Annotated in this window: 16 protein-coding genes and 1 riboswitch; of the genes, 12 read left to right on the top strand and 4 right to left on the bottom strand. The window is 37.6% G+C overall.

All coding sequences use genetic code 11. The features are described from left to right. Positions 1 to 165: 165 nt before the first annotated feature. The 4 genes from BXY64_RS13800 (at position 166) to galE (ending at position 7,358) form a co-directional block, all read left to right on the top strand. Positions 166 to 1,488 carry a DUF3472 domain-containing protein gene (locus BXY64_RS13800; protein WP_170150667.1) on the top strand — a complete coding sequence of 441 codons (1,323 nt, stop codon included), beginning with the start codon at positions 166 to 168 and terminating at the stop codon, positions 1,486 to 1,488. A gap of 120 nt (positions 1,489 to 1,608) precedes the next feature. Further along, the gene (locus BXY64_RS13795) at positions 1,609 to 3,093 is read left to right on the top strand and encodes a Gfo/Idh/MocA family protein (RefSeq protein ID WP_120240593.1); all 1,485 of its coding nucleotides are present in this window, start codon (positions 1,609 to 1,611) and stop codon (positions 3,091 to 3,093) included. Positions 3,094 to 3,108: 15 nt separating this feature from the next. Next, entirely contained in the window at positions 3,109 to 6,288 is a 3,180-nt protein-coding gene (locus BXY64_RS13790) for a glycoside hydrolase family 2 TIM barrel-domain containing protein (RefSeq protein ID WP_120240592.1), read from the top strand. A gap of 38 nt (positions 6,289 to 6,326) precedes the next feature. Further along, positions 6,327 to 7,358, top strand: a complete 1,032-nt coding sequence (gene galE / locus BXY64_RS13785; protein ID WP_120240591.1) for a UDP-glucose 4-epimerase GalE — start codon at positions 6,327 to 6,329, stop codon at positions 7,356 to 7,358. Between the two features lie 412 nt (positions 7,359 to 7,770). Here galE and BXY64_RS13780 read toward each other — a convergent pair whose 3' ends face one another. Both BXY64_RS13780 and BXY64_RS13775 read right to left on the bottom strand, forming a co-directional pair. Then, the gene (locus tag BXY64_RS13780) at positions 7,771 to 10,281 is read right to left on the bottom strand and encodes a TonB-dependent receptor (protein ID WP_120240590.1); all 2,511 of its coding nucleotides are present in this window, start codon (positions 10,279 to 10,281) and stop codon (positions 7,771 to 7,773) included. A 129-nt stretch (positions 10,282 to 10,410) separates the two neighbouring features. After that, a riboswitch (cobalamin riboswitch) is annotated at positions 10,411 to 10,632 on the bottom strand. 656 nt (positions 10,633 to 11,288) lie between these two features. Continuing rightward, positions 11,289 to 12,698 carry a M64 family metallopeptidase gene (locus tag BXY64_RS13775; protein WP_120240589.1) on the bottom strand — a complete coding sequence of 470 codons (1,410 nt, stop codon included), beginning with the start codon at positions 12,696 to 12,698 and terminating at the stop codon, positions 11,289 to 11,291. A gap of 889 nt (positions 12,699 to 13,587) precedes the next feature. On the opposite strand from BXY64_RS13775, the gene tcmP reads away from it, so the two are divergent. Both tcmP and BXY64_RS13765 read left to right on the top strand, forming a co-directional pair. Continuing rightward, entirely contained in the window at positions 13,588 to 14,733 is a 1,146-nt protein-coding gene (gene tcmP, locus BXY64_RS13770; protein WP_170150666.1) for a three-Cys-motif partner protein TcmP, read from the top strand. Next, a complete protein-coding gene (locus BXY64_RS13765) occupies positions 14,714 to 15,448 on the top strand; it encodes a phage Gp37/Gp68 family protein (protein ID WP_120240587.1) in 735 nt (244 codons plus the stop codon). The genes tcmP and BXY64_RS13765 overlap by 20 nt, the downstream gene beginning before the upstream one ends. A gap of 282 nt (positions 15,449 to 15,730) precedes the next feature. On the opposite strand, the gene BXY64_RS13760 is transcribed toward BXY64_RS13765, so the two are convergent. Next, on the bottom strand, positions 15,731 to 16,426 hold the full coding sequence (locus tag BXY64_RS13760; RefSeq protein ID WP_120240586.1) for a DNA-binding domain-containing protein: 696 nt from the start codon (positions 16,424 to 16,426) through the stop codon (positions 15,731 to 15,733). Positions 16,427 to 16,965: 539 nt separating this feature from the next. Between BXY64_RS13760 and BXY64_RS13750 the strand changes: the two genes are divergently transcribed. The 5 genes from BXY64_RS13750 (at position 16,966) to BXY64_RS13730 (ending at position 24,122) form a co-directional block, all read left to right on the top strand. After that, entirely contained in the window at positions 16,966 to 17,532 is a 567-nt protein-coding gene (locus tag BXY64_RS13750; protein ID WP_120240584.1) for a TetR/AcrR family transcriptional regulator, read from the top strand. A 165-nt stretch (positions 17,533 to 17,697) separates the two neighbouring features. Further along, complete coding sequence (locus BXY64_RS13745; RefSeq protein WP_120240583.1) at positions 17,698 to 18,774, top strand: efflux RND transporter periplasmic adaptor subunit; 1,077 nt, start codon at positions 17,698 to 17,700, stop codon at positions 18,772 to 18,774. A gap of 36 nt (positions 18,775 to 18,810) precedes the next feature. Then, positions 18,811 to 21,849: an efflux RND transporter permease subunit gene (locus BXY64_RS13740; RefSeq protein ID WP_120240582.1), complete on the top strand. Its 3,039-nt coding sequence runs from the start codon at positions 18,811 to 18,813 to the stop codon at positions 21,847 to 21,849. A 122-nt stretch (positions 21,850 to 21,971) separates the two neighbouring features. Further along, positions 21,972 to 22,742, top strand: coding sequence for a Clp protease/crotonase-like domain-containing protein (locus BXY64_RS13735; RefSeq protein ID WP_120240581.1), 771 nt, complete (start codon positions 21,972 to 21,974; stop codon positions 22,740 to 22,742). A gap of 24 nt (positions 22,743 to 22,766) precedes the next feature. Continuing rightward, positions 22,767 to 24,122, top strand: coding sequence for a TolC family protein (locus tag BXY64_RS13730; protein WP_120240580.1), 1,356 nt, complete (start codon positions 22,767 to 22,769; stop codon positions 24,120 to 24,122). A 380-nt stretch (positions 24,123 to 24,502) separates the two neighbouring features. Here the strand turns inward: BXY64_RS13730 and BXY64_RS13725 are convergent, their stop codons facing one another. Further along, on the bottom strand, positions 24,503 to 25,525 hold the full coding sequence (locus tag BXY64_RS13725; RefSeq protein ID WP_120240579.1) for a LacI family DNA-binding transcriptional regulator: 1,023 nt from the start codon (positions 25,523 to 25,525) through the stop codon (positions 24,503 to 24,505). A 323-nt stretch (positions 25,526 to 25,848) separates the two neighbouring features. On the opposite strand from BXY64_RS13725, the gene kduI reads away from it, so the two are divergent. Next, a complete protein-coding gene (kduI, locus tag BXY64_RS13720) occupies positions 25,849 to 26,691 on the top strand; it encodes a 5-dehydro-4-deoxy-D-glucuronate isomerase (RefSeq protein WP_120240578.1) in 843 nt (280 codons plus the stop codon). Positions 26,692 to 26,717 lie beyond the last annotated feature (26 nt).

Raw genomic sequence — 26,717 nt, 5'->3', positions numbered from 1 at the left:
GATCTTCAGGTCCATGCCGTCTCCGCTTGTGGTAATCCTTATAACAAAAAGCCTTGAGTTTGAGAAGTGCAAATGGTAAAGAATTCAAGCAAAGGCAATATACTTTGTGTTCCTCATTAATAAGGGGAATGAGTAATGAGGGCACAAAGTTTAAACAAAAGCAAAATGTTGAAACAATTTTTAAGCCTACTGATCTTTGGAAGTTGTATTGTAGCTTCAATCAGTGCATGCGGTAAAAGTAGCGACGGCGAAGAAGCTAAACCTACTTCAGTGAATTATACCGTTAGTGTGCCGGTAGCCGGTAACTCATGGGTAATTAATCAAACTAATCTGAACAGTGAAATGATTACAGAGAATGGTGTGAGTAACTGGAATAATAAAGAATCAGTAATAAGAACTTGGTTTTGGGTAGAGCAAGCAGGGGAAATACAATTAGGAGTTAGAGCAAAAAACACAAATGGCGAATCAAAAGTTGAGTTTTCATTCAATAATGAAAGTAAAGAAATCAAACTTTCGAAATCGAACTTTTCAAAATTAGATGTTGGAAGCTTTACTGTTGCGGAACCAGGCTATTATCATGTGGATGTAAAAGGAGTTGAAAAATCAGGAACCACCTTTGGTACTTTTACAGATATTTTAATTGGAGGTGAAGTTAGCTCGAAGCCTGTAATTTGTGTGAAGGATGATTTTTACTGGGGCAGAAGAGGGCCTTCAGTGCATCTGGCCTATAAGGTTCCGAATACTGTGGAAAATGTTGAATGGTTTTATAATGAAGTTACTGTACCAGCTGGTCAGGATGTAGTGGGATCATATTTTATGGCCAATGGTTTCGCCGAAGGATACTTTGGCATACAGGTAAATTCAGAAACCGAAAGAAGAATACTATTTTCAGTTTGGAGTCCATACCAAACCGATGACCCAAACAGTATTCCTGAAGAATACAGAATTAAATTATTGAAAAAAGGTGATGGTGTAACTACTGGTAAATTTGGAAATGAAGGATCAGGTGGACAGAGTTACAAAGTATACAATTGGAAAGCCGATAATACCTATAAATTTTTATTGAAAGGTCTTCCTTCGGATAACAATTGTACCGACTATACAGCATGGTTTTATGCTCCTGAAAAAGGAGAGTGGGAATTGATTGCAAGTTTTAAAAGACCTAAAACAAGCACTTACTTAAAGAGGCCTCATTCATTTTTAGAGAACTTTATTACTGAAATGGGACCTTTCGACAGAAAAGCTTATTACACCAATCAATGGGTAGTTGATGAAAATGGTATATGGTATGAATTGAACGAGGCTAAATTTACTGCAGATGCTACTGCCAGAAAAGACGCAAGAAGAGATTATGCCGGTGGAGAAGAGAACGGAAAATTCTATTTGAGAAACTGTGGCTTTTTTAGCGATAGAGTGGCATTCGATACAGATTTTATCAGACAGAAAACACAAACACAACCAAATATAGATTTCACCAAATTACCTTAATTAAAAGGAGGATTATATTTCCTCTTTTTAATTAAGCTTTTGTTAATCAAAGTATAAGTAAAAAGATTAAATTTAGTCAAGAAAACTAAATTGATAAACAGACTATTAAAACATTCAATAATGGCAACGAACAGAAGATCATTTTTAAGTAACCTGGCTTTAGGAGCTGGAGTGATTGCGGCTGCACCTTTAGCATCGTGTGCAGGAACAAAAGAGGAAAGTAACTTACCGCATATTAAGGAACTGGCGGGAAAGCTACCAAAAATGAGTTTTAACATGTGTGGATATGCTGCACCTAAACTTGAAACGGTAAGAGTAGGTTTTGTTGGAATTGGAGATAGAGGTTCGGGAGCTGTAAAGCGAATGACATATATAGAGGGTGTTGAAATTACTGCAGTTTGTGACATTCGTCAAGCTGCTGTTGATGGAGCACAAAAAATACTTTCGGATGCGGGTTTACCAAAAGCCAAAGAGTATGTGAATGGTGATTTGGGCTTTAAAGAGCTTTGTGATAGTGGTGATGTTGATTTGGTATACATCGCAACTCCTTGGGAATGGCATGTGCCTGTTGCAATTGCTGCAATGGAAGGCGACAAGCATACAGCTGTTGAAGTATCTACGGCTAAAACTCTTGATGAGTGCTGGCAGATGGTAGAAACCTCAGAAAGAACACGCAAGCACTGTGTGATTTTGGAAAACTGTTGTTATGACTTTTTCGAAATGTTGACCATCAGCATGGCACAACAAGGAGTGTTTGGGGATTTGATTCATGGCGAAGGTGCTTATATTCATGATCTTGATTATTGGCACTTTAACAAGCCAAAGGATGATAAAATGAGTGATGGTGCCTACACTAAAATGTGGCGTTTACACGAAAATAAGCGTAAAGCAAATGTGTACCCAACTCATGGTTTAGGACCTATTTGCCAGGCTATGGATATCAATCGTGGAGATAAAATGGATTATCTTACAGCCATGATGTCGGATGATTTTACATTAAAGCACAGAATTAAAGAGATGGCTCAGGAAGATCCATTCTTCGAGCAATTTGTAGGATGGGAAATGCGTGGTAATATGGACATGCAAATGATTCGTACCAATAAGGGAAGAACCATCATGATTCAGCACGATATTAGTTCTCCTCGTCCTTACTCAAGAATTCACATGTTGAGTGGAACCAAATGCTTTGCACAAAAGTGGCCAAAACAACACATCGCATTTGGACACAATGTAATTGATCAGGCTCAGTTTAAAGAGTTGGAAGAGAAATTTACTCCTGAAATCATTCGCCGAGTAGGTGAAATGGCCAAGCAAGTTGGTGGTCATGGAGGAATGGATTTCGTGATGGATTGGAGACTGATTGATTGTCTGCGTAACGGATTACCGGTAGATATGGATGTTTACGATGCTGCTGCTTGGAGTTGTATCACACCATTAAGCGAGTGGTCTATTGCAAACAAATCGCGACCAATCGATATTCCTGATTTCACCCGTGGAGCATGGAAAACAAACAAACCAATTGATTTGAGCATGGAAGGTGCAGGAAGCACAAGTGTTCGAAATCTGAAAAAAGCAGATTCAAAAGGTCAGTTGAATGTTCATTAATTAAAAAAGAATAAGATGCGTAGAAAAACATTTTTGGGCTTATTTCTGTTGGTAACATCAACCTTAATTATACAAGCACAAGAAAGACAGAATATTTGGAATGATTTGGAGAATCCAAAAATGTTTGATCAGAATAAGGAGGCAGCTCATGCCTCCTTTATTCCGTTTAAGACCATTGGTGCTGCACTAAGCAAGAAAAAGCAGCAATCGGTTTTTTACAAAAGCTTGAATGGAGTTTGGAAATTTAATTGGGTTAGAAAACCAGCAGATCGTCCAGTAAACTTTTACCAAGCTTCATATGATGATTCTACATGGAAGGATATCAAAGTTCCTTCGAATTGGGAGTTAGAAGGCTATGGTTACCCAATTTATGTGAATCATCAATACGAATTTGCCGATTACAAAGCTCCTGTATCGGACGAATTGGAATTTACAGAAAAGATCTATCCAAAACATCCAGGGAAAGTTCCTCATGATTACAACCCGGTTGGATCTTATCGCAGAACATTTACCCTGCCTGAAAGTTGGGATGGAAGGCAAATCTTCATTCAGTTTGGAGCGGTAAAGTCGGCCATGTACCTATGGGTAAATGGCAAGAAAGTAGGCTATTCACAGGGCAGTAAAACGCCTGCCGAATGGGATATTACAAAATATTTAAAGAAAGGTGAAAATGTTCTGGCAGTGGAAGTATATCGCTGGTCAGATGGATCATATTTGGAGTGTCAGGATTTTTGGAGAATTAGTGGAATAGAGCGAGAGGTTTTCTTGTATTCAACTCCTAAAGTTCGCATTCGTGATTTCTTCGCCAAGGCAGATTTAGATTCCCAATATCAGAATGGATTGTTCTCTTTAGATGTAGATCTGCAAAACCATAAACATCAATTAAAATCAGGAAACTATTCGGTAGAGTACAGGCTGTTAGATGCAAACAAAAAATTAATTGCTACCGAAACACAAGCAGCTAAGGTTCATAAAAAGAAAGATTTGAAATTGAGCTTTACAACAGAGCTTCAAAATCCTAAGAAATGGACTGCAGAAACACCCAACTTATATACTTTGTTAATCCTCTTGAAGGATAAAAAGGATCGTGTTGATGAGGTACTTACCTGTAAAGTAGGATTTAGAAAGATCGAAATTAAAGATGCGGTATTCTATATCAACGGAAAGCCTGTTCTAATAAAAGGAGTCAATCGCCATGAGCACGATCAGCACAATGGACATGTAGTAAGTGAGGAAAACATGATAAAAGAAATTGCTTTGATGAAGCAATTTAATATCAATGCGGTTCGAAACAGCCACTATCCTTGCCATGAGCGTTTTTATGAGCTGTGCGATGAATACGGACTATACATTACCAACGAGGCCAATATAGAATCGCATGGAATGTACTATGGAAAGCATTCTTTGGCTAAAAATCCTGAATGGAAAGAGGCTCATCTCGATCGAAATATCCGAATGGTAGAACGAGATAAGAATCATCCTTCGGTAATTGTTTGGTCGATGGCCAATGAGGCAGGAGATGGTGAGAATTTTACTGCCGTTTACAAGTGGATAAAAGATCGTGATCCTTCCCGACCAATTCATTACGAACGTGCCATTATGGGTGAGAATACCGATTTGTATTGTCCGCAATATCCTGGAGTAAAGCATTTGAACTCTTATGCTTCGAAAAAGCAAACAAAGCCAATGATTATAAGTGAGTATTCGCATGCCATGGGTAATAGCAATGGCAATTTGGTTGACTTGTGGGAAGTAATTTACGATGAGAAAAACATACAATTGCAAGGCGGATACATCTGGGATTGGATTGATCAGGCATTGGTGAAAACAGATGAGAACGGGAAAGAGTTTTGGGCTTATGGTGGTGACTATGGTCCCAAAGGATTACCATCGGACAATAACTTTGTAGTGAATGGAATCATTTCTGCTGATTACACACCACACCCAGCCATGTGGGAGGTAAAATATGCCTACCAGAATGTAAGGTTTTATGCTGAAGATCTTGAAAAAGGCATTTTTAGAATCAAGAACTTCCATGACTTTATAGATTTAAAAGATTACCAAATTCATTGGAATATCTCAGCCAATGGTAAAGATGTAAAATCAGGCCAACTGGATCATTTTAATTTGGCTGCACAAGAAAGTGAATTGGTTCATATTCCGATTGGAAATATCGAAATAGAAGCAGGATGTGAGTACTTTATTGATTTTTCAGTTGTGCTGAAGAAAGATCAGCCATTTCGCCCCAAAGGATTTGAAGTGGCACACGATCAGTTTCAATTGCCTTTGTTTAAAGAAAAGGAAATTGTAAATGCAAAGCATTCTGATTTGGAATTGAAAGATCAATCGGAAAGCATTCGAGTGATAGGAGAGAATTTCGAAATCACTTTTAACAAGCAAACAGGTATTCTATCTTCTTATGAAATGGGAGGGATGGAACTCTTGCAGAAAGGATTTTTTATCAATTTCTGGAGAGCTCCTAATGACAATGACAAGGGAAGCAACATGATAAAGCGATTGGGCATTTGGAGAGAAGTCTCCAATTCCATCGAATTATCGAGCATTGAAAGTGAAAAGCAAGATGATAAAGTACTTGTAAAAGCAAGCTTCCTGCACCCTAAAATTGATTCGGAGCAGGTTGTTGAGTATGCAATTGATAAAGGAGGAGAGATTCAAATTACCACAAATATCAAGCTAGGAAAAGAGAAATTACCTGATATGCCTCGATTTGGTATGCGCATGGAATTGCCCGTAAACTTTGACAATCTATCTTATTTTGGTCGTGGTCCGCATGAGAATTATGCAGATAGAAATCGTGGTGCTTTTGTGGGTTTGTACAAGGGAAAAGTTGCCGACCAGTATTTCAAGTATGTGCGTCCACAGGAGAATGGTTACAAAACCGATGTTCGTTGGTTCGAACTGAGAAATCAAAATGGAGTGGGACTGAGAATCAGTTCTAAGGATAAACTGGGGTTTTCTGCTCACCACAATCCGTTGGAAGACTTCGATCAGATTTCTCATGAGGATTTTAGACATACCAATGATATTATGAAGAAAAATGGAGTATTCATTAATCTGGATCTGAAAATGATGGGAGTAGCAGGAGATAATTCGTGGGGAGCGACACCTTATGACAAATATTCTGTTCCTGCTAAAAATTATATGTTTACTTTTGTACTCAATCCTGTCTTTTAATATTGACAGTGATTTAAGGAATAAATCAAAAAAAACAAATGAATAAAAAAGTATTGGTAACCGGAGGAACTGGTTTTATTGGTTCTCACACGGTAGTAGAATTACAGAACAATGGATTTGATGTGGTGATTGTTGACAATCTGTCAAACTCTAAAGTTGAAGTTCTGGATCAGATTGAGAAGATAACAGGAACAAAACCAGAATTTGAGTGTTTTGATTTAACGGATAAACAAAAGACAAAAGCTTTCTTCGAAAAGCATACAAATCTTGAAGCCATTATTCATTTTGCAGCTTCGAAAGCAGTGGGCGAGTCGGTTGAAAAACCATTGATGTATTACCACAACAACCTAAACTCTTTAATGAACCTAATGGAGTGCATGCAGGAGTTTGAGGTGAAGAACCTGGTATTCTCATCATCGTGTACAGTGTACGGTCAACCGGATCAATTGCCGGTAACCGAGCAAACTCCACGAAAGGAAGCAGAATCGCCATACGGAAATACCAAGAGCATTTGTGAGGACATCATCCGTGATGTGTGCAAGGCAAACCCAAGTTTGAAAGGAATTGCTTTGAGATATTTTAATCCAATTGGAGCGCATGAGACTGCCTTAATTGGTGAGTTGCCATTGGGTGTTCCTAACAACTTAATTCCTTTCCTAACACAAACTGTAGCTGGTATTCGCAAAGAGCTAAGTGTATTTGGAAATGATTACAACACCCCTGACGGATCGGCAATTCGCGATTACATTCACGTGGTTGACTTGGCAAAAGCACATGTGGTTGCCATTGCACGATTACTGAATGATCAGAACAAAGCCAATTGTGAATTCTTTAATGTAGGAACAGGAAATGGGGTTTCGGTATTGGAGATTATCAACTCATTCGAGAGATCGACTGGAGAGAAGGTTCCACACAGAATTACCGACAGACGTGAAGGTGATATCGAGCAGATTTATGCAGATACCACTTTTGCAAACGAAGAACTAAAATGGAAGGCAGAAAGTACATTGGATGAAACCTTGCTTTCAGCCTGGAAATGGCAGGAGAATCTTAAAACAATGGAGTTTTAACACCTCAACCTATTCTTCTCCTTAATGAGAAGAGAACACCAAACGCACATTTGTTGCAGACGACTCCCCTTCACCTTTAGGAGAAGGGGTTGGGGGATGAGGTAATCGATATTACCAGATAGAACAAAGGGCTGTAAGTTGAAATACTTGCGGCCCTTTCTTTCTTACCTCATCCTATCCTTCTCCTTAAGGGGAAGAGAACACCCAACCCACATTTGTTGCAGACAATTCCCCTTCTCCTGGAGGAGACGGGCCCAGGTGATGAGGTAATCAGATGAAAAAAGGCGACCCCAAACTGGTCGCCCTTTTCTTTTTTATTTGCAATTAAGCAAAGGATATAAGCAAATCTCTATTTTCTTTTCTAATTTTTAAACAGTGTAAGATTGCCTATAGATGTGTATTAACCTAAAATTTAGATGTCCATACCAACGGTAAGGGTGAAATTTCTCTCCATTCCCGGGATATACTGATTAGAATATACAGTACTTGAGTAATAGTTCTGATCAAATAGGTTGTTTGCTTTTAACTTTCCATAAAAGTTCTTTTTACGATAATCAATTGATGCATCGAACAGGAAATAGCGTGGCAAACTGTATGAATTTGAACTGTTCACATACATTTTATCATTGTAATCCATACCAAATCCAAGACTTAAACCTTTTATCATGTTCTCTGGTAAGTTGTAATAAGCCCATGCAAATACATGGTTTTTAGGATTGTTTCTGATGTAATTGCCTTCTTTTGAGTTTTGATATGCATTATCAGAGAACTTGCGATACTTGGCAATGTTGAAACCATATCCTCCAATAAAGCTTAAATTATCGAAAGGTTTGTAGTTTAATTCCAAATCGAAGCCTTTGGAATCAATTACGCCTACTTGTCCGTAAATTCGTTTGTCTTCATCTGATTTACCTAGGTACTCAACAATATTGTTCTTTTTAATGTAGTAAACACTACCATTGATGTGCAGTTTGGCGTTGCTTTGATATTTAAAACCAGCTTCTAACTGGTAACCATCTTCAGGCTCAAAAACTTCTTTACCATTTGTTGGGGTAAACTCTTTACCATCCTTATCCAAATAGATGTAATTCTCGTTGAAGACAGTTCTTTTTGGCTTGAAGAAGTTGGCGTAAGAAGCATATAGCGATAAATTTTCAGAAGGCTGATAAACGGTTCCCAATCGGTAAGTGAGAGAGTGGTTGATAATGGATTTTTGTCCGGTTTTATCGCTGATGTTTCTGCCAGACATCACTTTGGCTGACTGATTTCCCATATCAAATCTGTCGTATCTTGCTCCCAAAAGTACTTTTACTTTAGAGCTAACACTTACCAAATCCTGAAAGAATAAGCCATGTACATTCTCATTGTAAATCTTAACTTTCGAAAACTTAGTTTCCAAATCACCTTGGTACAAAACTGGATTTACTACGGCGATCTTAGCAAACAATCCTTCTCCTGTTACATCAGTGCCAACAGAATAACCTGAATATGACTTTCTATCAATATACATGTAGAAATAACCAGCATTAAAATTGTGCTCCAAACCAGCTAAATCAAACTTGGTGCTGAAATCAATGGTGTTCTGGAAAGTCTTGGTTTCGTGCGAAAAGCGAAGTGGGAATGTTCTTTGAAGACTATCCAGGCAAATGTATTTCTTCGCATCTCCCTTCATGTAGTAAGAATCATAAATTGCATTGTCAGAAGTCAAATAGCTAAGCTCTTCAGTCGAGAAGTAGTCAATTAAATCATCAGAATAAGCGGTGTGAACCTGCAATTTAGAGTTTTCGCTCAGCTTTCTTGTATATTTAATAGAAGTATTCCAGTTTTCATGATCCAGAAAATCCGCAGGGTCGTTGTAGCGTTGCGAACGATCGAAGGTAGTTGGCAATTCACCTTGCTTGTACAACAAGTTATCATTTGTATCGAATACATCGTACTTTACCGAAGGCAAGCCTGTTTCAGTCCCATAAGTATCATTGTTTCCAGCTATACGGAATTCAAACAAATCGTTTTCGCTCATTTCGTAGTTCAGTGCCAGGTAGCCATTTAAAGTTTTGTCTTCTGCATCTCTCCAGCCATCGGTATTCGAAAAACCAGCATCGAAACGGTACGATAACTTGTCGCTAATTTTGTTACCAGCACCCAGCTCTACTCTTGTTGTATTCCAGCTTCCGTAGCTAGCTGAGAAGTTGGCATGAAAATCTTTGGTAGGTTGTTTGCGAACCACATTTAGGATACCACCAACTGCAGTGTGTCCGTATAGTACCGAAGCAGGACCTTTTAAAAATTCAATTCTTTCAACTGCAGCCAAAGAAGTGAAAGGAGCACTGTTCGAGAAGTTCATTCTTTCGTCGCGAACACCATCAAGCATGATTACAGGAGCACCAAATCCTCTCATGGTAAAGGTTTGGAAACCACCATAGTTTACCAATGGTTTTACCCCAGTAGTGTATTTTAAAGCTTCGTGAATGCTGTTTACCCCGGTTTGTTTGATCAAATCCTGTCCAACCGATGAAGTGGTAAGAGGAATATCTTTTAAAGGAGCAGCTAATTTTACCACCTGTTCGGTTTCTCTTACTGCTTGGGCCGAGATGTTTACACCATCCAAAATGGTAACATTTCTTTTGATTTCAATTTTAATTGCGTTAGATGCTTTACGTGTGTCAATAAGCAACTTACAATCTTCATATCCTACAAAACTTACGCTTAATAAGTACTCTTCTGCTTTGATATTAGGAAAGTGAAAGCTTCCATCTTTTAAGGAGCTTGTTCCTTGTTTTAACTCTTTAAGGTACAAGTTGGCACCTTCGATAGGTTTACCCGAATCTTTGTCGAGTACAAATCCTTTTAAACTTTGTTGAGCCCAAATAACGGCTGGCAAACACAATAGTGTAATTAATAATAAACTAACTCGTTTAAGCATGGTCTTGTTTTTTAGTAATAAATAAAATACAACACCTTACCTCCACACCATAGTACAATGGTACAAGAATATAAATATCGAACTCGCGCGTTTGTTCAATACATGTACTTCGATTCCCGGAAGCAAAATGTAATTAGTTGTTATTTGGCAGGTCTCCTGACTTTTCTCAAATGCGATGGCCTTCCCCCTTTCCTAAAGATCGGAGTGGCATAGAGGTATCGCACCTATGCTTCACCAGTTTGGTAAAACGAGAATTACAGTAGCGGGTACTGTTCCGGATTCTCACCGGATTCCCTTTTCATTCTATCATCCGAAAAAGATGAATCGAACACCAAAATCAGGGCAAATGTATTATATTTTTCTTTATGTAGATTGAAAAAGTTGAATTGAAGTGGGTGTGTTTTGTAACACGTTTGTTGCAGAATGGATGAGTTGTGTTCCAATTCTTTCTATCACTCTCCTCAATTCTTACATAGAAATACTTTTAGTAGAGACAGCATTAATGCTGTCTTTACGAATTTACTGCATGAAGAAAGAGCCTGAAGGGCTCAAATATTAATAGCCGGGGCAAGGCCCAGGGTTGAAGGGACAAGTAAATCGTCGCAACTGCTATCTTGCTTTGGAGTGAATCGTTTATTTGCGACGGAATATGCAATCTTCTATTTGATCACCTCATCCTATCCTTCTCCTCAAGGAGAAGGAAACAAATCCAATTTACTATGTTGCCCTCGGGGCATTGGAAGGACAAGCTGCTTATACGAAGAATAACTTATAGTAAGACGGAGAAGCTGAGAACTTGTTCGAAGATCACTCCGCCGCACTTGAAGTTTTCAAGTAGAAGCGGTTTGGTCTTACTCGCCCTAGATTTTTTGCTTTCTTTTTCATCAATGGAAAAAGAAAGAGCCCCAGCGGCTTAAGCTGTAGAAGTAACAAAAACGGCTGCAAGCGTAAAACTTACAACCGTTTATAAACCAATTACCAATGGCTAAAAGCCAATAGCCAATAGCTTATTTCGTGGTCTGATCAATAATCAATTTAATAGCTCTCTGGCAAGCCGGACAAAACTGATTGTGACGGGTAAACATGATACAGTTGGCAGCAGAACGATACAAACCTTTCGATTTGTACTGAGCACCTTCAAAAGCACCTACTTTACCACTGTGTTCCATATTCGATAGTAGCTTGTCATCCCATTCGCGCTTCTTGATAAAGAAATCTTCCATTACCTTTTCTTCTACCTTGGCCTTGCGCATTTCTACACGCTTTTTCTGTACCTCGATACTGTGCTTGTCGTATTTTTTCTTTTCCCAAGGCGTAGGAATTGGAGTGCCTGGTGTTACAATGTCTTTCCATTTAATGGTTTCAGGATCGGTGTTTGCGGTAACATTCAATTCCCAAGGCTCCAGGTGTTCAGCATCCATTTCATAGGCCGTTGCCGATGTGTAATATTCATCTGCCAAATCAGCAAAGTGATGACCAAATTCGTGAACAAATAAATACTCCTGGAAAGCATTGTCAACCGCAGCAGTAATGTACAAGTTGTAGATACCGCCACCACCATAAATCGAATCGTTCATTAGAATTGCGGTAAACTCGTAAGGAACAGCTGCCGAAGCATCTCTAATGGTTTTATTGTCGTAACCCAAAGCATAGCGTTCCGAACCGAAAGCACCGTAAGTAACCGATAGAGCCGAACGGGTATGAATGTCCTGATGAGGATGGTTTACACCAGAATCAGGAGAAGGAGTTTCTACCGCTCTAATGGAGAATTTGTTTTTGTACTTGGCAAAAGGCTCAGTGCTTAAAAGAACCTCAGCAAAACGTTCCGCATCTTTCTTGAATTTTGGCATGTCTTCCTTTGCATATCCTTCGCCCAATACCACAATATCCACTTGCTTTTCAGGATTTCCGTTTACCACAATATCGTGAGTGGTGTAATGATTTTTCACCTCGCCACGGAACGAACGGTGATGTTCAGGATTTACCATATAAGTCCAAACCGGATCGAAACCATTCTTGATATTTCTTTTCAGGATTGTTAATTCCACCTCTTGCTTAGGCCAGGGAAAACGTACCGATTCGTGGAATGATCCCCATTCCTTTTCAGCCTCAGGAGTCGTTTCCCACTCGCCGTAAATGCTCGAGAAACCTCGTGAGTATAGTAATTTACCAGTTTTAGGATCTTTAATCTCGAAGAAGTATTTGCCCAGGTTCAGTTCATCCAGCAAGGCAGTTTTACTTCCGGCCCACTCGCCATCGTTCACCATTTGGTCGAAAGCAAAGTGTTCTTCGTTGGCATTACCAATATGATTGTAATCCAAACGCATGGTAGCGTTCGTAAAATACTCAGCATATTGTGCTTGTGCTGCAAAGGTGATGCTCACCAATAGCAAAGCAAATGCAGTAAGTTTTTTCATGATATCGTAAATTATTAGTGTTTATTTTCATGCACAAGATAAAGAATATCGCTGATAGGAAAGATGTTGAATGTCATGATTGAGAAAAAACTCTTGCTAGCTTACTTGCCAGGCAAGTTTAGTTTGTGTTTTCTATAATGCATTGGCAATAAAAGTTGTATCGCATTGGTTTATCCCCTACAGGGATAATTAAAATCGTATCATTCTGATTACAATCCTTTAACCGCTGCGCGGTATGTTCACCACTTTAATTTGTCCGTAGAACATAAAGTATTGTAGCCTTCAATTCATCTAACAGGCTAATACTCCGTAGGAGTTGCACTTTAGTTTTATAGCTCTACACAAAGCTGCCGCACGAATCCTTTCGTGTGGCGAGTAAACAGTTAATACTTGTAAGTAATATGCGAGTACCTTTTTTTTTAGTGTCAAATTCAAAATGAGCTGATAATGCTTGCATTGAATTTAAAGCCACACGAAAGGATTCGTGCGGCAGCGGGGGAGACAGAACAAAGTCATTTACGGTAAGCCTTGAAAAGGCGCAAGCAATAGAGTAGGGCAACGCCCTATTTTTCAAATAAATTAATGAATAGCCCTGAAGGGGCGTGAGCTTTCGCCCCTTCAGGGCTTTGGGGTTTTATACAATTGTGATCAAAGAGCGTTGCCCTTTGCTGATGCTGCAAGACTTTCAGTCTTGATTAAAAGTATTCTGCTATTTATGAGTGATAGCATTTGGGTTTAAAGCCACAAGAATGGATTTTTTCGTAAGGATAGGCAAAGGGGTGGTGTACAGATAATATTTACAAAGCTAAAAGGGTTTAAATTTATGTTTGGATTCCTTTTTTTTATTATATTTATCAATAAAAATAATAACAGACCTTTAATCTATATAATGCAAAACGAAGCTTTTTTTGAAAAACAATCAGTTTTAACTTATCAGAAAACAAAGATTTACGAGGAGTATATAATAGAATATTTACCAAGGTTATTAATGACTTATGGAAGTTGTTTAATTGCAGATTTATTTTGTGGACCAGGTAAAAATGGGGATCATAATGGTAGTCCATTGATTCTTTTAAATAGGCTTAATTACATTCTTAAAAATCCTAAGTTTAATTCCAAAGAAAATCTAAAAGTCCATGTTTTATTCAATGATGAGGATCTTGGAAATATAGAAAATTTAAAAAAAGAAATATCAGCTTTTTCTTTCAATAGAGATATTATAAAAATCCATATCCGTAACCAAAAATACGAAGATTTATTGCCAGATTTGGTGAGGCGACCAGAGAAAAGTTCCATTCCTAAATTCTTTTTTCTAGATCCTTTTACCTATTCAAATGTTAAAATGGTTGATTTGCAGAATTTAATGTTGCTTTCACATTCTGAGGTATTACTTTTTCTACCTGTATTCTTCACATATAGATTCACGTCTGCAAAATTTAAAAAGGAACATAAAACTCGAATATTTATCGAAGAGTTTACTCAAAAGGGTATGGCAGACTATAACGATATTCATGAATTTATGACGGATATTAAGTCAAGGCTTCTTACAGAGATAAAGATTAATAGAATGAATCCTGTCCCGTATGTTCGTTATGTGTTATTGGATGGTGGAGGTAGTAAAAATTCTCTTTTTTTAATTACAGGACATCCTTCAGGAATGTTATGTATGAATAAAGTTGCCTTTAAAAATACAGATGATGGGAAATGTTTTAAGGTAAAGGAGTCTAGTCAAACATCTTTGTTTTCAAATCATGAAAATACCAGATTTCATTCTTTGTTTAGGAAGAAATTGATTAAATATCTTGAAAGTGAAGAGGTAGTTACTAATTCTGCTGCAATTGATTTTACTATCAGGGAAGGTTTCCGGCCAATGCATTTGAAGGAGGTGATAAAAGAATTATATGTATTGAAAAAGGTGCGTATCTTTGTCGAAAATAATAAGACTGTATCGGATAGTAGAAAGTGGGGTATATCAGAATCTCCAAAAAAGGAAACCATTATAAAATGGACTCAAGATGAAAAAAACAAAAATTGAATGGACAGAGGAAACTTGGAATCCAACAACGGGATGTAATAAAGTTTCTGCAGGATGTATCAATTGTTACGCAGAAGTAATGGCTAAAAGACTGAAAGCTATGCGGACTCCTGGGTATGAAAATGGTTTTCATTTTTCATTAATGCCTGAAAGATTAGATCAACCCTTAAAAAAGAAGAAACCTACTAAATATTTTGTGAATTCAATGAGCGATTTGTTTCATGAACAAATGCCAATTGAATATTTGGATAAAATTGTTGATGTAATAAATAGAACACCACATCATATCTATCAGCTTTTAACTAAGCGTGAAGATGCAATGTATACTTATTTTAAAGATCGAGAAATTCCTAAAAATGTATGGCTTGGAGTAACAGTTGAAGATAAAAAAAGTGGGTTGCGTAGAATTGACCGTTTGAGGGAACTAAATGCATCGATAAAATTCTTATCTGTTGAACCACTTTTGGAAGATCTTGGTCGAATAAATTTAGAGGGAATTGATTGGGTAATTGTTGGAGGAGAAAGCGGTCCAAAAGCACGACCAATGAAAAGGGAATGGGCAATAAACATCAAAGAGCAATGTGAAGAACAAAATGTTGCATTTTTCTTTAAACAATGGGGGACTTGGGGAGCAGATGGAGTAAAACGAAGTAAAAAAGATAATGGAAGATTGCTTGATGGAAAGGTCTTCGAAGATTACCCTTTAAATATATAAATGTACTTTAATAATTGTGGAAGCCCACTCATATTATGTGAGTGGTTTTTTTGTTATAAAAAACTTAGTATACTAAGTGTCCAAGAAGAAGCATACTAAGTCTCCGACCAGAAGCATACTTAGAGTCGGACCAGAAGCATACTAAGTCTTCGACCAGAAGCATACTTAGAGTCGGACCAGAAGTATACTAAGTTTTGAAAGAAGGACATTTTAAGAATAACGGGCATAAAAAAACTCCCCGAAAAAAGAGCTTCGGAGAGTTTCCTGAATAAATGGAAGCGATTAATCTACGGTCAATTCATAGTCTAACTGTCCAGTACGTAGTGTTTTCCCTTCCAAGTAAGTACGAATTTCTAAACGGTACTTTCCAGCCGTTAAGCCATCGGGAATGGAAAAGATCAGTTCAGAAGGCATGTTGCGCATGTAGGTTGTTACCTTGTGCTCGGTATCGTCGGCTGCAATAAAGAACAAACCTTCATCGGCTTTGTCCTTGTTCAATTTTAGCTTGGATCCTTTCACAATACCGCCCTTGCCTGGGGTAATCTTTTCATTTTTGCTTTCGCTTTCCGAATCTTCGAATCCATCAATTTTAGGCAGCACGTCGGAAGCTGTAATTTTCTTCAGCTTCACTTCCTGTGCTAAATTTCTAAAATCGATACCAGGAGTAAAGTTCAAATTTACTTTGTGATACTCCGGATCGAAATCCATATGGTCCGCATCAAAAACACCTGCAATGCTTAAACGAATGTTACACATGGGTGTAATAACATTGTTGCCTGCCAATAGCTCTTCATAAACCTGTTCGAACACAGCATTTACAGCTAAGGTGGCATCAACTTCGTTTAAGGAAGAGTGGCGTTTTACGGCTTTGGAAACAATGGCTTCGAATTCGGAAGTTTCGAAAACCAAAGTTTGCGCCGAAAAATCATCATCACGCTGTGTGAGAGGATTTCTACGCAAGTAAAAAGGTAATGTCATAATATTTGTATATTTACCTGTGAATACTAGCCCGCAGTCTGATGTCGTAAACCGTCCAAAGTTTGTTCAAAAGACTGCGAGGCTTCTTATCAATAATAAAGCTAGAAAAAATAATACTAGCTTCAAACCCTCTTTTAAAAATTAATCGTTGTTAACAGTAAAATACCTTTACTTCTTCCTGGTGTGATATTTATGCTGAGGTGTAATGTTTGTTTATGTTTTCAGCGGATTTTTAGTGATGATTGCCTCCTATTTAGCTTATAATTTATTTGCATTAATTTAGAATGAATTTAAAAAGTGAATATTGATCTTCACTTTATTCATTTGTATGGGATCTGCTTTCTTGAAAAACAGGAAAATAAAGTACTGCTTAAGTTCATTCTCTTTCGAAGGCTACAAAATGAATGATCCATGTAAAGGGGAAGTTTGCTTCTTTGTGTTTCCAATTGTTAAATTATCTAAAATGACTTGTTTGGTTAGAAAAACAAATCTACTTTTACACCCAGTAAACTAAAAACAGGTAAGTAGTATACTTTGTAATGAAAATTGGAGACGAAAATATTGAAAGAGTTGTTTATGAAAGTACTTTAAATCTACTAATTCGTTATGGAATTAAAGGATGGAACATGGACGATTTGGCCAGGGAGTGCGGTATGTCGAAAAGAACGCTTTATAAAATCATAGGAAATAAAGAAGACTTGCTGTACAAATGCTATGAGGATAATTTTAATAAGAAATTGGGCGGTGTGAAGAAATTCATCGAACAAGATGAAGATTATTACACGCTGCTTGATGGTTTATCGACTCAGATTGTGAATAGTGTGAATCAAATTGTACTTGTTACTTCGGAGAATGTCAGAACAGAGTATCCTCGGATATCTCAATTGGTGGAAGAGAGATTAAGTATTCATCACAAAGTATTGGTTGCCTTTTTCGAAAAAGGAATTCAACTGGGATTGTTAAGGGATAATGCAGATGCTACTATTATAAAGGACATGTTGTATGCATTAATGAATTTCAATGTGATTAAATATAGAGATGTAAGTGAATTTAGAAGAACAACAAAGCGTCAGTTAGACTTTTTCTTTAGCTCTATAAGAAAATAGAATCAATTCATAATAAATAAGATATAGGCTTCTTAGGAACCTTGAGTAACTATAGAAACCTATATTTTTTGAACAAAAGTAAACTAAAGAAACCAAAATAGTTTACATCAATCGAAAGTAATAATAAGAGAGTAAATCAGTAAATAATTCAATAAGTATTAAGCAATGAAGTATTTAAAGGGAATCAGCTATTTGTTGGTAGGGATGTTGATTTTTGTTGGCTGCAAAGAAAAGGTCAAAGAGAAGGAATATGTACGAGCGGTTAAAGTAGTTAAGATAGGTGTGGGTACAAGCAATAAGAACGCAACTACTGTACCTGCAAGCATTAACGAAAAACGTGAAACCAAACTGGCTTTTCGTGTAAAAGGTCCGTTGGTGAAGCTAAACGATGTAATTGGTGACTATGTGCAAAAAGGACAGGTGATTGCCAAAATCGATCCACGTGATTATAAAATCGCAGTAGAGTCTACGCAGGCAGCCTACAAATTGGCAAGTGCCGAATACAAGCGCTACAAAACTCTTTTGGAAAAAGAGAGTGTTTCTGCCAGTACATACGACCAGATGGAATCGAATTATACGGCTGCCAAAACAGCTTATGAATCGGCTAAGAATGCATTGGAAGATACCGAATTGAAAGCTCCATTCTCGGGTTATATCAGCGATGTTTTTGTAAACAATTACGAAGAGGTAAATCCAGGACAGGCAATTGTATCTTTTATTGATCTGTCGAAGTTTGAAGTAAAGGCCTGGATCTCTTTGGAGGATTTGTCGAAGATAAACGATAATACGCAATATGCCTGTTTAATCGATTTGGGCAATCAGAAAATTAGAGTTTCGGGTAATTTAAAAGAAGTAGGTCACAAAACCAGTATGTCGAAACAGTCTTATCCTATTTCCATCCTGATTGATGCTCCTGAAAATGTGAATTTGCGTGCCGGAATGACTACTCATTTGGAAATTATTGATACCGACAATACCTCGTCTAGTTTAGAAATTCCTATAAGCAGTATTTATAGCAAAGAGAATAAAACTTACGTGTGGCTTTTTAATGAAAGCACAAACACGGTTTCTTCAAAAGAAGTACTTAGAGGTAAAATTGTAGGAGATGATATGATCCAGATTAGGAAAGGATTAAGTGGAGGAGAAAACATTGTATGTTCTGGAGTGAATTTCTTATCGGAAGGAACTAAAGTGAAAAAGTACAAAGGTTTTTCAAAGACCAATGTAGGGAACAAATTGTAATGCTATCCAAGCTTTAAATTTAAATAGGATATAATAATGAGTTTAACAGAATATTCACTAAAGAACAAGGTAGTAATGTACTTCTTGTTGCTTCTTGTGTTGGTAGGTGGTATCTCATCTTACTTTACCATTGGTAAATTGGAAGATTCGGTGTTTACCATCAAAACAGCTTTGGTTATTACGCAATATCCGGGAGCTTCGCCACATGAAGTTGAGCAGGAAGTTACAGAAGTGATAGAGCGAGCGGCTCAAAGTATGGATAATATAGATGAAATATCTTCTAGCTCATACGCCGGTCTTTCTATTGTCGAAATAGATTATGAAGAAAAGCTCCGTAACAGTGCAATGCCACAGGTTTGGGACATTCTGCGTAAAAAGCTAAAAGATGCTGAAGGAGGATTGCCTTCGGGAGCTCATGCTCCTCAGGTGGTTGATGATTATGGTGATGTGTATGGAATGTTTTATGCCATAACCGGCGATGGTTTTACTTACGAAGAACTGAACGACTATGCGCAATACATCAAGCAAGAGCTGTTGCCTGTTGACCAGGTGGGGAAAATTTCACTCTTTGGAAATCGTACCGAAGTAGTTGATGTTATCATTAAGGAATCGAAGAAATCGGAATTGGGGATCAACCCGGGGATTATAGCACAAGCCTTTAATTCGCAGGCTCAAATTGCCGCTGCAGGAAATATTGAAATTAATGACAGATACATCAGGGTTTCAGGAAATGATGCCTTTAAGAATCTGGAAGAGATTAAGAATACCATTGTTCAGGTTGGCGATGAGCAGTTCCGCTTAAAAGATGTGGTTGAGATTAAGAAATCTTTTCTTGAGCCCGCTAGAGGTTTAATGAAAAGAAACACGCAAAATGCCATTGGTTTGGCCGTATCTACTACAAAAGGAGGGAATGTACTAACGCTAGCTGAGAACTTAAATGCCCAGTTGGATATCATACGACCTAATTTGCCTTTGGGAGTTGAAATATCATCCATTTACAACGAAGCCAAAGAGGTTGAAAATGCCAATGATGGTTTTATCGTAAACCTGATTACTTCGGTAGCCATTGTTGTGGTGGTATTGCTGTTGTTTATGGGGTGGCAATCGGGTTTGCTAATCGGAAGTGGATTGATATTCTCTATTTTGGGAACTCTGATTGTGATGAATTCCATGGATATTAGTCTTCACCGTACTTCACTGGCAGCAATTATTATTGCCATGGGGATGTTGGTTGACAATGCCATTGTTGTAACCGATGGAGCTTTGGTTTCTTTGCAGAAAGGGATGAATAGGAGAAAGGCAATTGTAAACATTTCCAGTTCAACGTCTCTTCCTTTATTGGGTGCTACCTTGATTGCCATATTAGCTTTTTTACCAGTGTTTTTGGCGCCTAATAATGCAGGGGAAATCTGTAGGGATTTATTTCTTGTGCTTGCCATTTCGCTTACCTTAAGTTGGTTTTTTGCAATGACTCAAACAGCCTTAACCAACGAAAGATTCCTGAAAGCACCTAAAGAAATCAAAGATCCTTACGAGAGTAAGTTTTACCAGGTATTTAAAGGCTTTCTGATTAAGGTTTTAAAATTAAGATGGTTGTCATTGGCTACTGTAATTCTGTTTATGGCCATATCGTTGTTTGCATTTTCAAACTTGAAGCAAGCATTCTTTATGGCAATGGAGAAATCCTATTTCGTAGTTGATTATTGGTTGCCCGAGGGGAGTTCGGTAAAGAGTGTAGAAGATGATTTGGCGAAGGCCGAAAAAGAGTTGTTTGAGAATTACCCTGAGGTAGTGAATGTGATTACCAGCATTAGCCAAACACCACCTCGTTATTTGCTGATGGCTCATGCCCAAAATTACAATACCAGTTTCGGACAATTAATGGTTGAAACCCACAGTCCGGAAGAAACAGATAATATGGTTCCTAAGCTTACAAAGCATTTTTTGGAGAATTATCCTCAGGCAAGAGTTAGGGTGAAAAAATACATTGCCGGACCACCTATTGCTTATAAAGTAGAGGGACGTTTTATTGGTCCTGATCCTGCGGTTCTAAGAAATTTGGCCGAACAAGCCAAAGGCATAATGTACAATACGCCTGATTGTGGAGATATTAGCGATGATTGGAGAAATAAAGCATTAACCTGGGCTCCTCATTATTCAGATGTAAAAGGATCGCGAGCAGGAATTTCAAGAAGCGACCTGGGAAATTCCATTCAGCAGCTAACCAGTACAGGTTTAGGAATTGGTTTGTATCGCGAGAATGAAGAGAAATTGCCTGTAATGCTAAAGGTTGATCAGGAATCGAAGAATAGTATCGATGCCATTGAAAATACCAGTGTATGGTCACAAACCGGATCTTATTCGGTGCCATTAAAAGAGGTGGTTGATAGCATTACACTAACATGGGAAAATAGTGTAATTAAGCGTTACAATCGTCAACGTGCCATCACCGTGCAGTGTGATCCTGTTGATCCGGATATGACTGGTGCTACTCTATTGAGCAAAGTAAAAGATCAGATTGAAGCCATTCCATTGCCAGCAGGTTATCGTTTTATGTGGGATGGGGAATACAAAACCTCTAAAGAATCACAGGAAGGTATGGGAAAATTCTTCCCTCTTGCCATGTTGATGATGGTGTTTATCATCGTTATGTTGTTTAATAGTGTACGCCAATCCTTAGTGGTTGTTGCCATTATTCCTTTGTCGATTATTGGCGTTGGAATTGGACTGTATGTAACCAATAATCCATTTGGTTTTATGGCCATTGTTGGATTTCTTGGACTTATTGGAATGGTTCTGAAAAATGCCATTGTGTTGATGGATCAGATTAATCTGAATCTGAATACCGAAGGAATGAAACCATTTCCAGCAGTGATTAGTGCTGCAATCAGCCGTTTGCGTCCGGTGGCTTTGGCTGCAGTTACAACCATACTGGGGATGCTACCAATTATTTCTGATGCCATGTATGGCTCAATGGCAATTACCATCATCTTCGGATTGTTGTTTGCCACGGTTCTTACTTTGGTTGTGGTGCCTCTGCTGTATGTTATCTTTTATGGAATTAAGGTTGAATAATTGAACTGTTGTCACAAGAAAGATTCTATGAAGCGCATGCTTAAAACTCATTGGTAGAATAAAACCTATGGTGGTTTCGATAACTATCGAACCACCTGACAACTCAAAAAAAATATAGACAGATGAATGTAAATTCTAAATATTTCTATTCCGAGCAAAACGAAAGAATAATGGTTCTCCACTTGGATTGCAATTTGATCCTGGAACAGGAAACCTTCGATCATAGAAGTCAATTATTGGAGTTTCTGGACGAAGTAAACGATAGTGAGGAGATCAAAACGCTGGTTATAAGTAATAATCATCCGAATTTTAGCTTAGAGAAATACAAGGAGAAGTGGAATGCTTTATATGAAGCGAATGGTTATGAGGGCAATATTTTACGAATATTCCGAACCTTTAATCAATTGTTGCTGAAAATTAAATCTATGCATATGGTTGTTTTTTCGGTTTACTCCAAGCCTGTAAATACAATGCTGTTTAGCTTGAGTATGGCTTCCGACCTAAGGATTGTTTCGCGCAATTTTTATATAGATAACGACAACTACAACTTTGTGAATATTCCCAAAGGAGGAGCAACATTTGTTGAGTCTAGTTTGATGTATGTAAATCCTATAAAAATACTTTTCCAGAACGATAAGGTGCACTCATCCGATTTACTTCAAAAACATATTGCAGATGAGGCTATTGACCAGGAAGATATTAAGGAAAGAGTATTTAATCTGGCTATGCGTTATAGCAAGTTCGACTACGTAGAGTTCGAGGCAGTTAAAATGATAGAACAATCCAGAATGAAGAAACTGGACATGTACCTTCAGAAGGAGAACGACTTTTTATTAAGCTGTATTCGAAAAAGGAAAAATTCAAACGACCAACACATATTTCGCATCAAGTAGTAACAATCCGATGAAAATAAACTTATGAATAATATCATATTAAAGATTTCAATGGTTCTTTTATTGGGATTATTGACGATTTTCAAAATAAATGCACAAGAAGTATTAACGCTTCAAGACTGCAAACAAAAAGCATTGGAACATAACCAATCAGTGAAAACTGCTTTGTCTGATTTGAAGTCAAGCGAGGCAGCTTTAACATTGAGTAAAAGATCAATGTTGCCAACATTTGACTTATCATCTTCATATACTTATTTGAAGGATCCAAATAAAATGGTAGTGCCTGGTTATGAATTGCCAACAGTTGATGGTAAGCCAAGTGGGGTATATTCGCCAGGAAGCTCTTCGAATCTTGCCTATAACAATTCCTACTCAGCAAGTATTGGAATGAATTTGCCAATTTACATGGGTGGAAAGTTAAGGCATGCCAATAAATTGTCATCATTAGGAAAGGCAATGGCTGAGGATAATGTTGATTTGACAAAATCTGAACTGATGGTTGATGTGGAAACCAAATACTGGGGAGTCGTATCGCTTCAGGAACAAAAGGATGTTGTGCAGAAATCTATTGTTCTTTTGACTGATGTGTTGAAGGAGGTTCGTAACAGGTATGAAACTGGAATTGTTACAAAAAATGAAGTTTTAAAAACACAAGTTGAACTAAACAATTCCAAACTGGCGTTGATTGAAGTTTCGAACAATTTAGAGTTGGCCAAGATGAGCTTAAACCAAAGAATTGGGAATGGTATTTTGTCATCAATACAAATTCAGGATTCTATTATCAACATTCCGGGTCGTTTGTCTGCCATTACTTTTAATGATACTCATTTGGGCAATAGACCTGAGATTAAGTTGCTAAACAATCAAGTCGAAATGTCGAAGGTTGAGAAGAAAATGGTGAATGCAGAGTATTTGCCACAGATTGTATCTTTTGCAAACTATGTATCTCAGAATCCAAATCGTTACGCTAAGCAAGAGAATGAATTTACTTTTAATGCGGGTGTTACTATGAGTATACCAGTATTTCATTGGGGAGAGAAAAAGCTAAAGAAAGTTCAAAATAAAATGGCAATTCAGAAAGCAGAATTAGAGCTTGATGAAAGTTCTGAAATGATCACTTTGGAAATCAGACAGGCCATTTTTAGGTTAAAAGAATCTTTGGTGAAATTGGATTTTACGTCAACTTCTTTGGAGCAAGCAAATGAAAACTTAAAGTTGGAATCCAATCGATTGATGGAAGGTGTATCTACAACAAGAGAATTGTTGGATGCTCAGTTGCAATGGCAAACATCGCATGCCGATTACATCAATGCAAAAGCTGAAGTAAAAACAAACGAAGCAAAATATTATAAAGCAATTGGAGATATACGATTGCAGTAATTCACAAATGGTTTTATGAAGCAAAGACAATTCTTAAAGGAATAAGAGTAATATTTTTTGTGTATGCCTTTGTGATAAAGATAGTGGGATTAGACAGGTTGGTTGCAATTGCCAATTATATAGTGTGAATGTATGATCTCTTTTAATGTCAAGAGTGGATTTGAGGATGGTTTGACTAGTGGGAATTAAACTATTTTCTAATGCTATATATGGCTTATAGTGGGATGTTTATGTAGCAACCAGCCTGTCTTAATATTATAGTTTAATGTAAAAACTGTAATTGCTCCTTATGTTGTGAATAATATGAAATAAAAACACCCTTAAAGCATTGCTTTAAGGGTGTTTTTATTGAGAGGAGTTGTAGTATAAATTGGATATTCCTATTTCTTGTCTGACGACTCTCGCTCAATTAAATTAACAGGAAGTACAATGGTTTCCTGCTTGTTGCCTGTTTTATTCTGGATAATATCCAATAAAAGTTCTGTTGCCTTGGTTCCCACATCAAAACCAGATTGTTCTACTGTGGTTAAAGAAGGGCTAAGGAATTCAGAGAAAGGTTCATTACTGAATCCAACTACCGCTACCTCTTCGGGTATCTTAATCCCTTTTTCTTTGGCATAAAGAATAATGCTTAGGGCAGTTGTATCATTCCCGGCAAATATAGCATCAGGCGGATTGTCTGATTCCAAAAGTGTTTTTGCACACCTCAAACCATCTTCCCGCGTTAATGGACTTTCAATTATTAATTCTTCATTAATATCGATATGGTGTTTACGCATTGCTTTTAAAAAGCCTTGAAGACGATTGATGTATATGTTCAAATGTTGCGGTCCGCTAATGTGTGCAATTCGTTTGCACCCTTTCGAAATAAGGTGTTCGGCAGCAATAAATCCACCCTTAAAATCATCCACTACTACCTTGCTTGTCTCTAATTCATCTACAACTCTATCGAAAAACACAAGCGGTATATTTCTGCTGGTGAAGGTTTTGTAGTGGTCGTAGTTTTCGGCTTTCAAAGCTACCGAAGAGATTACTCCATCTACTCTCGAAGCAAAAAGTGTTTGTACACAATCGGATTCTCTTTCTTCCAGATCATTGGATTGGCAAATGATAACGTTAAATCCTTTTTCGCGTGCAAGTTCCTCAATACCAGTAATTGCAGAAGAGAAGAAGTAACGGCTAATTCTGGGAATAATCACACCAATGGTATTTGTGCAACTTGTGCGCAAGTTAGATGCAAGTGCATTGGGTTGATAACCCAACTGTTTGGCCATGTCTTTTACTGCCTTTTTTGTCTTTTCGCTGATGCGCGCATTGTTATTAAGCGCTCTGGATACGGTCGATCCGGAGATGTTTAATGCTTTGGCAATATCGTGTATGGTAACGTTATTCTCGTTCTTCATTTTGATTATAGAGGTATTAATTCACGGTACAAAGATGCAATTAATTTTTATAAATAGCCTAAAAGTGACAAATAAAAGGTAATCGATTGCGCGGATTAAATTTAAATTAAAAAAAATATTACAGCATTTAAAAGCTTTAAAAAGCAGATGTTTATTGCTTTTGGATGTATTTCTATATCGATCGAAAAAAAGTAAAAGTGAAGAATAATAAGACAATCGATTGCACAATTCATTTGCATTTTCTTTCTTTGTATCCATCGAGAGGTGATAAAACAGGTCACATTACTCGATTAAAATTTTTCAAATTATAAAAATAGTTAGCAATGGGATTGAAATACGAAGAAAGATATGCTACCCATCCAGCGGATGCTAAAAACTACGATACCAATCGATTAAGAGATGAGTATTTGGTGCAGAATATCATGGAAGAAGGTAATGTGAATCTAACTTATTCACAGTACGATCGTTTGATTGTTGGTGGTGCAGTACCTGTAAATGAAACATTAAAGTTAGAAAGCATTGATCCATTAAAGGCGGAGTATTTCTTGGAAAGAAGAGAGCTTGGAATTGTTAATGTAGGTGGAAAAGGAACTGTATCGGTTGATGGTGAAGTGTACGAGCTAGACTATAAAGAAGCTTTGTATGTAGGAAAAGGAAAGAAGGAAATCTTATTCAGCAGTGAAAATGCTGAAGCACCTGCTCATTTCTACATGAACTCAGCTCCAGCTCACGAAATTTTCCCAACAGTGAAAATTGGACGTGAAGATGCAATTATCATTGAATTGGGAGAGCCGGAAAATTCGAACAGAAGAACATTAAACAAATTGATTGTTTCGGATACCATTAAAACCAATCAATTGCAAATGGGAATGACCGAGTTGCACCCAGGTAGTGTATGGAATACCATGCCAGCTCATACGCATAGCAGAAGAATGGAAGCTTACTTCTATTTCGAAGTACCAAAAGGTCAGGCAATCTGTCACTTTATGGGAGAGCCAAAAGAAACTCGTCACTTGTGGATGGGGAACGAAGAAGCTGTTTTCTCTCCAACATGGTCAATTCACTCGGCTGCCGGTACAAGTAATTATACTTTCATCTGGGGTATGGGGGGTGAAAACCTTGACTATGGTGATATGGATATCTGTCAACCAGATGAATTGCGCTAAGAAGTTGTTGTGTTATTAATTATATA

Source organism: Marinifilum flexuosum (assembly GCF_003610555.1).
In the GTDB taxonomy this organism is placed as follows: Bacteria; Bacteroidota; Bacteroidia; order Bacteroidales; family Marinifilaceae; genus Marinifilum; species Marinifilum flexuosum.
This window is presented reverse-complemented; position numbering and strand designations above follow the sequence as displayed.